Consider the following 14,251-nt stretch of genomic DNA (forward strand, 5'->3'; position numbering starts at 1 on the left):
CTTCTGTTTTAACGGACACCACCTATTATAGGCTGATGCAATCATCTTCTCACAATTATGCAGATAAAGCTACAAATGTTGTAACAATTTATGTTTATCCACAATTTGCAGTAGGGAGTATTTCAGATGATCAAACCGTTTGTTTCAATACAGCACCTGATTTACTCATCGGTACAGAGCCAACAGGCGGACATCTACCTTATACCTACCAATGGCAACAATCTTCGGATGGCGTTAATTTTACAGATATTGCCGGTGCCAATAGCTTGAATTATCAAGCTCCGGCTATCACAGTGAAAACCTTTTTCAGGCAAATTCAAACGTCTGCAAGCAACTGTGGAAGCTTTGCAACTGATCATGTAATAATGACGATTCAAGCGCAACCAATTGTGGATATTGGCGTTGATCAGGCAATGATTTGTTCAAACCAAGGCTATCAATTATTTGCTATTGCCGAAAACTATGGATCGGTGACATGGACCAGTTTAGGGGATGGAAGCTTTAGCGATGTAAATATTTTAAATCCGGTTTATACGCCCGGACAGAATGATATAGCTAGTGGTTCTGTAACTTTAGTTGTTAATGCAATCGGTATTTCTGCTTGTGAAATGCTCGCTTCCGATCAAATGATCCTTTCGTTTTATCCAACAATAGTGGTGAATGCCGGCAAAGACTTGACAGTTTATGAGAACTCCCAAATACAAATCGATGCAACGGTTACGGGCTCAGGTAATTATTCTTATTTGTGGTCTCCGGCCGAATTGGTTTCTGACGCAACAATCCTAAATCCTGTCACAAACCCGATTACAGATTCAACAACCTTAATTTTACGGGTAACCGATATTGAAACAGGCTGTAGTTTTTATGATCAGGTAACTTTCAGGATTGAGCCTGGGGTAACCTATCAGATAAAAGGAGTCATTTCAACAATTGGTTTAAAAAACACTTTGCCTGTTACCAATGTGTTTTTTACAGGAATCAATAAAACAACCGTAACTAACAATCAAGGGGAATACAGCATGATGGTACCTTCCGGTTATTCCGGTTGGGCAATCCCTTCCCGTCCCGGTTACGTTTTTGAACCCGACAGCATTGCCTTTAATTATGTTGCTGAAGATATTATTGAACAAAATTATGGTGGTGCTTTTTATATGCGGGCGAAAGCTACTCCCGATTCGATCATTGCCGGACAAAGTGTTCAATTATCGGTCGAGCTGGTTAATTCTACAAATCCGATAACAGTTTGCAGCTGGCAGGATGAAAACGGTGAGTTTAGTACTGAAAAAAGCCCCTCGGTAGCACCAACACAAAGCACACTTTACACAGTCTATATTCAAGATGCGTACGAAAAAACATTTGATACTGTCAGGGTTTATGTGTCAACAACTACCGGCATTGATGATCAAAAGACAAACGAAGATAAAATATCGCTTTATCCAAATCCGACAAGAAACATTGTCCACATCGAAATTGGTGGCGTATTGGATGCTCAAATAATTTCTATCGTAAATCCAAATGGAATCCTTGTCAGGCAAATAAAATTGCCAAAATCAGTATATGATCAGAAAGTCGAAATCAACCTTGAAAATCTGATTAAAGGTTCTTATTACCTATTAATCACAAATAGCAAAGGTGAATTGATTGCCACCAAAAAAGTGATAAAAATCTGATTGGGAAGTCCTTAATTATTCATCAAAAACAATAAAAAAGAGTTCAACCATAAATGTTGAGCTCTTTTTTATTCAACTAGTATTGACACTGCAACAATTCCCGGACCTGTATTGGCACCTAAAACAGGCGATGCTTCACGCATAAAAAGAGGTTCTTTTTTAAAAATACCGGTCAGCTCTTTTGCATACTCTTCAGCCGTTATTAAATTATCGGCATGTGTAATGGCATATTCCCATATTTGATTATTTGCAGCCATTTTAATCGCGTGCTTTAAAATATTTTTTTTACTGCCATTTTCAGTAAATGATTTTTCCATTAAAACTGATTTTCCATTCTTATCAACACTAATGACGGGTTTTAGATTGAGTAAGTTTCCGATAAATCCCTTCAAAGGATTAACACGACCGCTGCGCGCGATATATTTAAGTGATTTAACACTCACATATATTTCAGATTTTTGAATCCAATCTTGTGTCAATAAGATCAATTGCTCATGATTATATTTACCAGATTCTATAGCCTTTGCTAATCTTAATACAACAAGTCCTAACCCTGCTGTCAGAAGCTTTGAGTCAATAACCGTGATATTAGTTTTGGTTTGTAAACCTATTGATTTTGCAGCCTTTTGGCTATTAGAAAATGTACCGCTCATTGCGTTACTTAGTTGAACCGCAATGATTGAATCATAATGTGAGCTTAAAAAAGAATATTTGTTTGAGAACAGCTCGAAAGTAGGTTGAGCAGTAGTAGGATTTTTTTTAAGATTATGAAACATCTTGTAAAACTTTTCTGCTTTTAAAGTCACTCGATCTAAATAATAGCTGTCACCGATATGAACCGTGAGTGGAACAACGTTTATTTGATGTTTTTGAATGAATTCGTCAGGTAAATCACAGGTTGAGTCTGTGACAATAGCGATTGGAGCTAATCTATTGGTCATTACCTGATTTTGCATGACCATATCATCCACTTTCTGGTAAGTGATATCGCCATACTTATGGATTTCTTCGAATAAATTTGCAGGATCATCGGTATGAATGTGTATTCTTAGTTTTGCTTGAGAACCTGCAATAACCAATGAATCGCCCATTTCCTGTATCTTATTTAAAATGAGTTTTTTGTCAAGTTTTATACCTTCTAACATTGCTTCTGTACAGTACCGAAAATTAATCTCATCGTGAGAAATTAATTCAGCTTCAACTGATTGTACTTTTATAATATTTCGGGCAGGAAGGATTCTTTTGACTTCTCCATGATTAAAAAAATCAATCATTCCTTCAAGAAAAACTACAAAACCTTTTGCCCCTGAATCAACCACCTTTGCCTTTTTAAGAACTTCCAATTTTTCAGTTGTTTCTTTTAATGATTTAGTTGCTGAATGCAATGATTCTGCTATTAGTTGCTGAAAGTCATCAAATTTATCTTTAACTCTATCAATATGCTCCACCCATTCACGCATTACTGTGATCATGGTACCTTCAACAGGGTTTGCAATAGCTTCGTATGCATATTTTATTGATTCAACCAAGATAGCCGCAAATGATTTTACATTGATCGGTTGATCTGCTTTTATTTCATTACTAAAGCCATACAAAAATTGAGCGAAGATAATTCCGGAATTACCTCTTGCTCCAACGAGAGCTGCATTTGCGATGGCATCAGCTGTTTGTTTAAGGCTATTTGTAGGGATGGTTGTATCGATGATGGCCCTCATTGTGGAGGTCAAATTTGTTCCTGTATCAGCATCAGCCACCGGGAAGACATTAATTTTATTCAACAAATCCTGATTGTCGAAAATTCTTTGTGCCCCTGCCAGAAAGCTATAGTATAATTGCTTTCCATCAAGTTCTTTTCTATTGGGAATATATCTAGACAAAATAGTATGATTTAGTTATTTAGTGCGATACAAATATAATAATTCCTAATAATAGTTAATAATTTATTTGATGTTGTTAAGCTCAGATATACAATGACATATATAATAACTAGATATATTTAACGCTTATATTTATGGTTCGTATAATATTCTAATTATGCCGGATAGGTGAGAAAAAAATAGATTTTGTATGGCTATTGAAACCTAATACTATTAAAGCTTGTATAAATATTAAAGACCTTAAAAAATACATTGTAATTTATATTGTCAGCAGAATATTTAATATCTTTGTATCTTATAAATTGGCAGGTTCTACATTCAAAATAAATAAAAAATTAAGGATATAGTTCAATTTATCAACTAAATAATAGAAATATGAAAAAGTTTATATTAATCCTTGGCATTTTCCTGTTTTCATCTGTAATAGTAAATGCACAGGAAACTAAGGATGAGAATCCAAACGCGCCACAAATAAAATTTGAAACCTTAATACACGATTATGGTAAAATTCTTAAAGATAGTGATGGTAAATTCAAGTTTATCTTTACCAATTCAGGTCTGGAACCTTTAATTTTATCACAACCTCGTTCTTCGTGTGGTTGCACCGTTCCAACCTGGCCAAAAAAGCCAATACTTCCAGGTAAATCAGATGAAATAGAGGTAACTTATGTTACTAATCGGGTAGGGCCCTTTGCAAAAACAGTTACAATCATGTCAAATGCCAAAACTCCGATTGTAGTTTTAAAAATACAGGGTGAAGTTGTTGAGAAACTTGTAGATGGTACACCATCAAAAAATAGTGGATCAGCCCCAACCAGTAAATAAACCTAATTAAATAACATGATCCCGTCTAAGTCAGGCGGGATTTAATTTTTGATTCGATATGCCAAAGATTTCATTAAAAGGGCAGAAAATGCCCGAATCTCCAATTCGTAAATTGGTTCCTTATGCAGAGAAGACCAAAAGTAAAGGAATTAAAGTGCATCATTTAAATATTGGTCAACCAGACATTAAAACTCCGGAAGTAGCATTGAACGCCATCAGAAATTTTGATCAAAAAGTGGTTGCTTACAGTCATTCTGCGGGTATTTTATCCTATCGTCAGAAGATGTTGAAGTATTATGAAAAACATGATATTCATATTACAGCCGACGATATTATTGTTACTGCAGGAGCATCTGAAGCAATATTATTTGCAATGCAAACCTGTTTGGATCCCGGAGATGAAATAATTATTCCGGAACCTTTCTATGCAAATTATAATGGCTTTGCTATTAATTCAGGGGTTACGGTCAAACCTATTTTCTCAAGCATTGAAACTGGGTTTGCTTTACCGGCGATGGCTGAATTTGAGAAGGCTATTACACCAAAAACAAAAGCCATTATGATTTGTAATCCTAATAATCCGACTGGGTATCTTTATTCAAAAGAAGAACTGGAGGTTTTACAGGAATTGGTTAAAAAGTATGATTTATATTTGATTGCTGATGAAGTATATCGTGAATTTGTTTATGATGGACATAAACACTATTCAGCAATGTATTTAAAGGAAATTGAAAACAACGTTATTTTGATCGACTCCGTTTCGAAAAGATATAGCGCGTGCGGCGTTAGGATTGGATGTATAATTTCTAAAAATAAGGAAGTAATGCAAACGGCACTAAAATTTGCACAAGCTCGATTGAGTCCTCCCACATTTGGTCAGGTTGCCGCTGAAGCCGCTATTGATACTCCGGAATCATATTTTACTGAAGTTGGTGCAGAATACATTGCAAGACGAAATGTTGTTGTAGAAGGTATTAATAAGATTAAAGGTGCATATTGTCCAAATCCGGCCGGTGCTTTTTATGTGGTAGCTAAATTGCCCATCGATAATTCAGATAAATTCTGCAAATGGTTGCTCGAAGATTTTAGTTATAAAAACGAAACTGTAATGTTAGCGCCTGCTTCCGGATTTTATTCAACTCAGGGTAGGGGACTTGACGAAGTGAGAATCAGCTATGTTTTAAACTGTGATGATTTAAGAAGTTCCATCAAATGTTTGGATGAAGCACTTAAAGTTTATCCTGGAAGAACAATTTAATAAAAAATAGACTTATTCAAAATCAGGGTAAAGTAAATATTTTGCCCTGATTTTTTTGTATTCCTTTATGTCGCTTTGCCAGCTCCTCCTGATTTCAGCTTCACTCATTCCTTCAATAATTTGCTGTCTCAGTAAATCTTGTCCAACGAGATTCTCAAAATAGGCCTTGAAAAACTCATCCTTGTTCCCAAAATCCTGATAAAACTGGATTATCCATTTCAAATTTATTTTTTTATCTGCAAAAATTTGTTTTAAATCTATATTTTTTAAATTGATGCCATAACATTTTTGACCCTTAAGTGGAGGGTTTATGCTCGCTTCAGGAATACTCTGTGGTGTAAATGAAAAATCTTTTTTACTGTAATTTGGATGTCCTGCAACCTGAAATGGAAACGAAGTCCCTCTGCCTATACTGACTATGGTTCCTTCGAATAAAGCAAGTGAAGGATATAAAAGTACAGAAGAAAATGTAGGAAGGTTTGGAGAAGGCTTAATAGGTAAATCCATTGTAAGTGAATGGGTGTAGTTTTTTACGGTTATCACTTCTAATTTACATTTCAACTTATTTTCTAACCACGACTCACCATTAACCATCATCGCATATTCACCAAGGGTCATCCCATGCACAATTGGCACAGGGTGCATTCCAACAAAGGATTTATGGTTAGATTCTAAAATTGGCCCATCCACATAAAAACCATTAGGATTTGGTCGATCAAATATAAGTAAGGGAATATTGTTTTCAGCGCAAGCTTCCATCACATATGTCATTGTTGATAGGTATGTGTAAAACCGAATTCCGACATCCTGAATGTCAAAAATAACAATATCGATATCTTTCAAATCTTCAACAGTTGGCTTTTTATGGTTTCCGTATAGTGAAGTTATCGGGAGGCCTGTTTTGGAATCACGTTGATCATCTATTAATTCACCATCTGATTTATCGCCCCTAAAACCATGCTCAGGACAAAATACTTTTTTTAGACCTAATCCTAATTCGACTAAAATATCAACCGAATGTTTATCTCTGACCAAAGAAGTGTGATTAGCAACAATTGCAATGCGTTTACCTTTCAATATAGGTAGGTAAATGTCAGATTGAGCAGCACCTACGATCAAATCATTGTAGGGAACAATGGTCACTTTTTTACTTGATTCGGCAGTTTGGCATGCACTTAACGAGCAAATGATAATTAGGAGTTTTGAGATTGATTTCATTTTCTATCTTTGTAAAAAAAATAATGTGAATACGGCTTTATTTATTGCTAAAAGAATCAGCTCTTCCCGAAAAAACAGCTTCTCCCGTCCAATTATTCGTATTGCGATTGCCGGAGTAAGTCTGGGAATAGCAGTAATGATTATTTCTATTGCCGTCGTCACCGGATTCCAAACACAAATAAGAGATAAAGTTATTGGTTTTGGCTCGCATATACAAATCAATAAATACGATTTCAACTCTTCATACGAAGCAGCACCCATCAGTAAAAATCAACATTTCTATCCTAAGATTGATAGTGTTGAAGGAATCAGGCACATCCAGGTTTATGCTTATAAGGCAGGAATCATCAAAACCGAAGATCATATACAAGGGGTTGTTTTAAAAGGTGTAGGAACTGATTTTGACTTTTCATTCTTCAATAAAAATCTGATCGAGGGTAAAGCCTTTGAATTAGATTCAAATTCCAGATCAACTGAGGTTTTAATCTCTAAAAATATTGCTTCAAAAATCAATCTGAAAGTGGGTGACGATTTACGGATGTATTTTGTGTCGTCAGATCAAAGTGGTGTTCGGGGTAGGATGTTTAGCATTAGTGGAATTTACGAAACAGGATTGTCAGAATTTGATGAGATATTTGTAATCGGCGATATTGCGCAAATTCAGCGTCTAAATGGCTGGGAACCTGATCAGATTGCCGGGTTTGAAATATTGTTAGATGATTTTAATGAAATTGACAGATTAAGTGATTATGTTTATGGAGAAATTGGGTATGATTTAAATGCACAAAGCATCAAGAAGGTTTATCCGCATATTTTTGATTGGTTACAACTTATGGATATGAATGTATTCATCATACTGGCATTAATGATTTTGGTTTCAGGGATTACCATGATTTCAATTTTATTAATTGTGATTTTGGAAAGAACCAGTATGATTGGCATTCTTAAATCTTTCGGTGCCAGAAATATCTTAATAAGAAAACTATTTATTTATAATGCTATCCATATCATTGGAAGGGGAATGTTTTATGGGAATACGCTTGGATTAGCAATTTGTGTTATCCAGCAAAAATTCGGGATTATGAACCTGGATCAGGAATCCTACTATATCTCTGTAGTTCCAATCAATATAGATATTGCATCGATCGTCATCATCAATATCCTTACTTTTATTATTTGTAGTTTGATACTAATCATTCCGTCTTTAATAATAGGCAAAATATCCCCACTTAAAGCCATCAGATTTAGCTAGATATTTGAAAAAGAATTGATTGTTCGGAAGTTCCTATTTTTTATGTAGTCCGCACTCTTTGGTATCCGGATTCTCCCACCACCATCTTCCCGCACGGCTGTCTTCACCTTTTCTGATCGCTCTTGTACAAGGTTGGCAACCTATACTTAAAAATCCCTGATCGTGTAAGGTATTATAAGGAATATTATTTTCTTTAATATATGCCCAAATATGTTCTTCTGTCCAATCAATTAATGGATTGATTTTTATAAGTCCGTTTAAGGGGTCCCATTCTACAATATTCATTTCAGTTCTGGTTGGAGATTGCTCTCTTCTCAATCCGGTGATCCAAACATCCATGCCTTCCAATGCCCGTTTCAAAGGATTGATTTTTCGGATATTGCAACATAACTTTCGATTTTCGATATTTTCATAAAATAAGTTGACACCTTTATCTTTAACCATGGCTTCAACTTCATGGGTTTCAGGAAAATAAATATCAATTGGAATTTTATATCGATGACGACTCTTGTCAATTAGTTCATATGTTTCCGGGAAAATCCTTCCTGTATCTAGCGTAAAGACTTTAATTTCTTTACTAATAACCGAAAGCATTTGAAGTATAACCTGATCTTCTGCACCAAAACTTGATGCAAAAGCAATTCGTTTTTGGAACCTAACTAAGAAATATGTGATGATTTCAACCGCTGACGAATTTTTAAGTTCAAGATTCAATTTTTTTATTTGTTCAAAATTCATATTTCTTTATATTTATGAGAGGCAAATATAATTATAATTGTACATTTGATTTAAGCAAATAAATAAAGAATGAGAATTCATTTTATTGCCATTGGCGGGGCTGCAATGCACAACCTTGCCATCGCGCTTCACAAAAAAGGTGATATTGTTACCGGATCAGATGATGAAATTTTTAATCCATCGAGAGCAAGGCTAGCCAACTATGGCTTGTTACCGGAAAGTATTGGCTGGAATCAAAATCGAATAGGAAGGGGTTTAGATGCCATAATTCTTGGAATGCATGCCAGAGCTGATAATCCGGAACTTCTGAAAGCGAAAGAATTAGGTTTGAGAATCTATTCTTATCCTGAATTCTTATATGAACATGCAAAGAACAAAACGAGGATCGTAATTGGCGGAAGTCATGGTAAAACCACCATTACAGCGATGGTTTTACATGTATTAAAACAAGCCGGAATTGAAACCGACTATATGGTAGGTGCTCAGCTGGACGGATTTGAAGTGATGGTAAGATTGTCGGATACTGCAAAATTCATGGTCTTTGAAGGAGACGAATATTTGACATCGCCACTTGATCTTCGACCAAAATTCCATTTATACAGGCCTCATATTGCATTGATTAGTGGTATCGCATGGGATCATATTAATGTTTTCCCAACTTTTGAAAATTACGTGGATCAATTCAGGATTTTCATCAACTTGATCGAGAAAGGGGGAAGTTTGGTTTATTGTCAGTGTGACGAAATATTGAATAAACTCGTTAATGAAACAAAGTCAAATGTTCAATTAAAACCATACAACTTACCGAATTATCAGATTATAGAAGGCAAAACATATTTGAACATTGATTCGATGCAGGTGCCACTTGAAATTTTTGGCGAGCATAACCTGCTTAATTTGAACGGTGCCCGTAATATTTGTAATGAAATTAAGGTTAGCGATGAAACGTTTTACAATGCCATAAAGAGTTTTAAAGGAGCATCAAACAGACTTGAATTAATTGCCAAAGATCGATTCACGACTTTATTTAAAGATTTTGCACATTCACCATCTAAATTGAGGGCCACTATTAATGCTGTTAAAAATCAATATCCGGAGCGTGATTTGGTTGCCTGTATGGAGCTGCACACATTTAGTAGTTTGAATCAGGATTTTTTAAAAGAATATAGCGGAAGTATGGATAAAGCAGATTTTGCTTTTGTATATTATAATCCCGAAACCTTAAAACATAAAAATCTGCCTGCTCTATCTCCTGATCTGGTCAGGAAGGCATTTAATCATCGTAACCTCAAAGTTTACAGCGATTCAGAAGTCTTGATCAGTTATTTGTTAAATCATAATTGGAAGAATAGAAATCTGATTTTGATGTCATCGGGCAATTTTGACGGACTTGATTACCCATCATTTTCACGAAATATTTTACAGGGATAACAAAAAAGGGAAGCCAAATAGCTTCCCCTTTTTTATGTTATTTTGAGTAATTTACCCATTCATCGAAATCAGAAATTCTTCATTACTCTGTGTGAATTTAATTCTGTCTTTCAGAAATTCCATTGCTTCTAAAGGAGTCATGTCTGCTAAATGGTTTCTTAAAACCCAAATTCGTTGTAAGGTTTCTTTATCGAGCAATAAGTCTTCGCGACGTGTACTTGATGCAACAATATCAATTGCAGGATAAACGCGTTTGTTCGATAGTTTACGATCAAGCTGAAGTTCCATGTTACCGGTACCTTTAAATTCTTCGAAGATAACCTCATCCATTTTTGATCCGGTATCGATCAATGCGGTTGCTATGATGGTTAATGAACCACCATTTTCAATTTTACGTGCAGCTCCAAAAAATCGTTTGGGTTTCTGTAATGCATTTGCTTCAACACCTCCTGATAAAACTTTACCCGAAGCAGGAGAAACAGTATTGTAAGCTCTGGCCAAACGGGTTATAGAATCTAGCAAAATTACAACATCATGACCACATTCAACCATTCGCTTGGCTTTTTCGAGTACGATATTGGCAATTTTAACGTGTCTTTCTGCAGGCTCATCAAATGTTGAAGAAATAACTTCGGCTCTTACGCTTCTGGCCATGTCTGTCACTTCCTCAGGACGCTCATCAATCAATAAAATGATTAAATAAGCTTCAGGGTGGTTTGCAGCGATAGCATTGGCAACCTCTTTCAACAAAACGGTTTTACCTGTTTTTGGCTGAGCTACGATTAATCCTCTTTGTCCTTTACCGATTGGCGTAAACATATCAATAATACGTGTCGACATGGTTTCTCCGGAATGTCCGGTAAGTTTAAATTTTTCTTCAGGAAATAAGGGAGTCAAATAATCGAAAGGAATACGATCCCTTACTTCTTCAGGTCTTTTGCCATTGATTAACTCAACTTTTATCAGTGGGAAATATTTTTCACTTTCTTTTGGTGGACGAATTGTTCCCTGAACAGTATCACCGGTTTTTAAACCAAAAAGTTTAATCTGTGATTGAGATACATAAATATCATCTGGTGAATTCAAATAATTATAATCTGATGATCTTAAAAAGCCATAACCATCCTGCATAATTTCTAAAACTCCTTCACTTGAAACAATACCTTCAAAATCAAATGAATATTGAGGACGTTTTCTTGATTCGGATGGAGCAATTCTCTCTGATTGAGGCATGTCGGATTTAATGTCTGCCTGCTTTTCATCAAATTGAATTAATTCATCTTCAATTGGAGTCTGAAAATCTTCTTTAGGTTGCTGTTCAACTCTTTCGTCAACTCTCCGCTTGAAATCTTTTGGTTTATGCACAACTCTTTCAACAGGAGCAGATTGGGTCGTAAGATTTTCCTTTGGTATAAGAGCAGGTTGTGGTTCTTCTCTTGCAAATAGCTCTTTTGGTTGCTCCCACTTGTTTTCATTTTCGCTTTTAAGGTTAATGATTTTTTTATCCTTTTTATCAATAGGAGAAGTTGAAGCCAAAAGTTCATCTTTTTTTACAAAATCTTTAACTTCTTTTTCCTGGGAATTATTTCCACCAATACCCGGAATTCGAGCCCGTTTGCTTTTAAAAACTTTTTTCGATTCCTTTTTTTCTTTTTTTAATACTTCTTCGGTAGGATTTAAAGCCTGAAAGTCAAGGATCTGATAAATTAGGTCTTGTTTCAAAAGTTTATCAACTTTTGGAATATTCAACTGCTTAGCGATGTCTCTTAGGTCGGAAACCAGCTTGCTGTTTAATTCAATGATATCGTACATTTAAATTTAAATTTAATTTTTAATTTTCTCAATTAGTCAAAAAATAGCGGAAAATATGGGATTTGATAAGCCAATAGATTTTTTCAGAATAAAAGTTGTAGGTTCACTTGGAATTTTATGAGCGCAAATATAACTAATTAAATTTAATTATGCACGATTTTTATGCACAATATCCATTTTAATTGATTATTAATGAATATTTTTAAAAAATTTCATAGAATTTCTTAAAAGTTAAAGCGGATTGAATTATGATTTTTATATTTGTGACAAAAATTAATAAAATGATTCAACGCATTCAAACACTCTATCTTTTTGCTGTTAGCATAATAATGGGTTTAATGTTTTTCTTCCCTATTGCCGGATATTATGGTGAATTAAACACGCTAAAATTCACTTTATTAGGTGTTGAGAATATGGTTCCGGATTCGACATTGGTTTTTTCCACTTATACAACTTTTCCTTTATTGGTAATAGTTTTAGGTGTTATCATCATATCAATTGCGATTATATTTCAATACAAATACCGAATAAAGCAGATGAAATGGATAAAAATAAATATCCTGTTGAATACCATTCTGATCATGGGTATCTTTATTATTTATTCGAGATGGTTACAATCAACCTCTGAAGCGAGCGAATCATTTCAAACTGCAGCATTCTTTCCATTGATTTCATTGATGTTTCTGGTATTGGCTTATAGGGCAATTCGTAGAGATGAAAAACTGGTAAGGTCGGCCGATAGATTAAGATAAGGTTTTCTTATAAGGAAGCTCTTTCAATTTCCATTATTTCTAAATCAGCAATCCTGTCTTTATCGATGGTAAAGCGTGTAAAAGTAATTACATTATGTAATCCGTTTTTACCTGCAGCCCCGGGGTTCACATGAAGCAGATTAAGTTTTTTATCATTCATTACTTTTAAAATGTGTGAATGCCCTGAAATGAAAAGCTTAACTTTTTCGCGAATGAGAATTTCCTTGATCCCTTTTGCATATCTACCCGGATAGCCGCCAATATGCGTCATTAAAACTTTTAATCCTTCACGTATAAAAATCCTGTTTTCTGGTAACGAAACTCTAAGATCATGACCGTCAATGTTTCCATACACTGCATATAAAGGCTTAAACGAAGCTAAATTCTTTGCAGTTTCTAAATTGCCTATATCACCGGCATGCCAGATTTCATCAACTTCCTTAAAAAAATCGAACACCTTCGGATGAATATATCCATGCGTATCCGAAAGTAATCCGATTTTTATCATAAAATTTTAATTATTGAACTTGACTATTTCTGAGAAATTATATGAACATCTTGCTGAGGATAAGGAATTGAGATTCCTTCATGATCAAAGGCTTTTTTAACTTTTTCCTGAAGATCGAAATATACATCCCAATAATCAGTAACATTTACCCAGGGGCGAACCACAAAATTAATCGAGCTATCTGCCAATTCGGATACTGCGATTACCGGTTCTGGTGATTTTAAAATCCTCGCATCTGCTTCAATTGTTTGTTTCAATACAGCTTTTGTTTTATCAATATTATCTTGATAACCGGTTCCAAATTTCAGATCAACCCGACGTGTTAATTGTGCTGAATAATTAACCACCGATGAATTTGATAAGGCACCATTGGGTATAATAATCGTTTTATTATCAGGAGTTGTAAGAATTGTGTTAAAAACATGGATTAATTGTACAACTCCTGCATGACCCTGAGCTTCAATATAATCGCCCACTTTAAAAGGTTTAAAGAGGAAAATGAGTACCCCACCTGCAAAGTTTTGTAAAGAACCGGACAGGGCCATACCAACTGCTAAACCTGCTGCTCCAAGAACAGCAATAAATGAGGTCATTTCTACTCCGACCATTCCCATGACGCTAATAATCAATAATATTTTAAGGAAAATCCCCATAAAACTTGTTAAAAAAGGCTGCAAACTTGGATCAATATTTCCTCTCGAAATTATTCTTTTAAGTCCCTTAATCAATATACTTATTACCCATAAGCCAATAATTAAGGTGATTAAGGCTAATAATAATTGTGGGCCATATTTTAATAACAAATCTGTAGCATAATCTGAATACTTCGACATTTTTTCCATGAATAAGATTTTATGTAAAATAATTATTTGAGGTCTAGAATAATTGAATACAAATATAATCATTAATT

General features: G+C 34.8%; 12 protein-coding genes. 6 read left to right on the forward strand and 6 right to left on the reverse strand.

Annotated features, from left to right (window positions below; translation table 11 throughout):
• A partial coding sequence (locus tag KKG99_05110; GenBank protein MBU1012363.1) for a T9SS type A sorting domain-containing protein occupies window positions 1-1,670 on the forward strand: 1,670 nt, incomplete at its 5' end.
• Window positions 1,671-1,738: 68 nt separating this feature from the next.
• Here the strand turns inward: KKG99_05110 and KKG99_05115 are convergent.
• Complete coding sequence (locus tag KKG99_05115) at window positions 1,739-3,547, reverse strand: DegV family EDD domain-containing protein (GenBank protein ID MBU1012364.1); 1,809 nt, start codon at window positions 3,545-3,547, stop codon at window positions 1,739-1,741.
• A 375-nt stretch (window positions 3,548-3,922) separates the two neighbouring features.
• On the opposite strand from KKG99_05115, the gene KKG99_05120 reads away from it, so the two are divergent.
• On the forward strand, window positions 3,923-4,372 hold the full coding sequence (locus tag KKG99_05120; protein ID MBU1012365.1) for a DUF1573 domain-containing protein: 450 nt from the start codon (window positions 3,923-3,925) through the stop codon (window positions 4,370-4,372).
• Window positions 4,373-4,430: 58 nt separating this feature from the next.
• The gene (locus KKG99_05125) at window positions 4,431-5,630 is read left to right on the forward strand and encodes a pyridoxal phosphate-dependent aminotransferase (GenBank protein ID MBU1012366.1); all 1,200 of its coding nucleotides are present in this window, start codon (window positions 4,431-4,433) and stop codon (window positions 5,628-5,630) included.
• Window positions 5,631-5,642: 12 nt separating this feature from the next.
• Here KKG99_05125 and KKG99_05130 read toward each other — a convergent pair whose 3' ends face one another.
• The gene (locus KKG99_05130) at window positions 5,643-6,848 is read right to left on the reverse strand and encodes a DUF1343 domain-containing protein (GenBank protein MBU1012367.1); all 1,206 of its coding nucleotides are present in this window, start codon (window positions 6,846-6,848) and stop codon (window positions 5,643-5,645) included.
• A 25-nt stretch (window positions 6,849-6,873) separates the two neighbouring features.
• Between KKG99_05130 and KKG99_05135 the strand changes: the two genes are divergently transcribed.
• Window positions 6,874-8,100: an ABC transporter permease gene (locus tag KKG99_05135; protein MBU1012368.1), complete on the forward strand. Its 1,227-nt coding sequence runs from the start codon at window positions 6,874-6,876 to the stop codon at window positions 8,098-8,100.
• 33 nt (window positions 8,101-8,133) lie between these two features.
• Here the strand turns inward: KKG99_05135 and KKG99_05140 are convergent, their stop codons facing one another.
• Window positions 8,134-8,838 carry a phosphoadenylyl-sulfate reductase gene (locus tag KKG99_05140; GenBank protein MBU1012369.1) on the reverse strand — a complete coding sequence of 235 codons (705 nt, stop codon included), beginning with the start codon at window positions 8,836-8,838 and terminating at the stop codon, window positions 8,134-8,136.
• Window positions 8,839-8,907: 69 nt separating this feature from the next.
• Here KKG99_05140 and KKG99_05145 point away from each other — a divergent pair, with 69 nt between their 5' ends.
• On the forward strand, window positions 8,908-10,269 hold the full coding sequence (locus tag KKG99_05145; GenBank protein MBU1012370.1) for a peptidoglycan synthetase: 1,362 nt from the start codon (window positions 8,908-8,910) through the stop codon (window positions 10,267-10,269).
• A gap of 51 nt (window positions 10,270-10,320) precedes the next feature.
• Here the strand turns inward: KKG99_05145 and rho are convergent, their stop codons facing one another.
• Window positions 10,321-12,081 (reverse strand): transcription termination factor Rho, encoded by a 1,761-nt coding sequence (gene rho / locus KKG99_05150; protein MBU1012371.1) that lies wholly within the window; start codon window positions 12,079-12,081, stop codon window positions 10,321-10,323.
• Between the two features lie 281 nt (window positions 12,082-12,362).
• Between rho and KKG99_05155 the strand changes: the two genes are divergently transcribed.
• Window positions 12,363-12,833, forward strand: coding sequence for a DUF4293 domain-containing protein (locus tag KKG99_05155; GenBank protein MBU1012372.1), 471 nt, complete (start codon window positions 12,363-12,365; stop codon window positions 12,831-12,833).
• 7 nt (window positions 12,834-12,840) lie between these two features.
• Here KKG99_05155 and KKG99_05160 read toward each other — a convergent pair whose 3' ends face one another.
• The gene (locus KKG99_05160; GenBank protein ID MBU1012373.1) at window positions 12,841-13,341 is read right to left on the reverse strand and encodes a metallophosphatase family protein; all 501 of its coding nucleotides are present in this window, start codon (window positions 13,339-13,341) and stop codon (window positions 12,841-12,843) included.
• Between the two features lie 23 nt (window positions 13,342-13,364).
• A complete protein-coding gene (locus tag KKG99_05165) occupies window positions 13,365-14,183 on the reverse strand; it encodes a mechanosensitive ion channel (protein MBU1012374.1) in 819 nt (272 codons plus the stop codon).
• Window positions 14,184-14,251 lie beyond the last annotated feature (68 nt).

The sequence above is a fragment of the Bacteroidota bacterium genome (assembly GCA_018816945.1).
GTDB lineage: Bacteria > Bacteroidota > Bacteroidia > Bacteroidales.

What these genes read in the sequence shown, in the direction of transcription:
- KKG99_05155 (MBU1012372.1), top strand. Translation starts at nt 12,363, where the DNA reads ATGATTCAACGCATTCAAACACTCTATCTTTTTGCTGTTAGCATAATA.
- KKG99_05120 (MBU1012365.1), top strand. Translation starts at nt 3,923, where the DNA reads ATGAAAAAGTTTATATTAATCCTTGGCATTTTCCTGTTTTCATCTGTA.
- KKG99_05160 (MBU1012373.1), bottom strand. Translation starts at nt 13,341, where the DNA reads ATGATAAAAATCGGATTACTTTCGGATACGCATGGATATATTCATCCG.
- KKG99_05145 (MBU1012370.1), top strand. Translation starts at nt 8,908, where the DNA reads ATGAGAATTCATTTTATTGCCATTGGCGGGGCTGCAATGCACAACCTT.
- KKG99_05165 (MBU1012374.1), bottom strand. Translation starts at nt 14,183, where the DNA reads ATGGAAAAAATGTCGAAGTATTCAGATTATGCTACAGATTTGTTATTA.
- KKG99_05130 (MBU1012367.1), bottom strand. Translation starts at nt 6,848, where the DNA reads ATGAAATCAATCTCAAAACTCCTAATTATCATTTGCTCGTTAAGTGCA.
- rho (MBU1012371.1), bottom strand. Translation starts at nt 12,081, where the DNA reads ATGTACGATATCATTGAATTAAACAGCAAGCTGGTTTCCGACCTAAGA.
- KKG99_05125 (MBU1012366.1), top strand. Translation starts at nt 4,431, where the DNA reads ATGCCAAAGATTTCATTAAAAGGGCAGAAAATGCCCGAATCTCCAATT.
- KKG99_05140 (MBU1012369.1), bottom strand. Translation starts at nt 8,838, where the DNA reads ATGAATTTTGAACAAATAAAAAAATTGAATCTTGAACTTAAAAATTCG.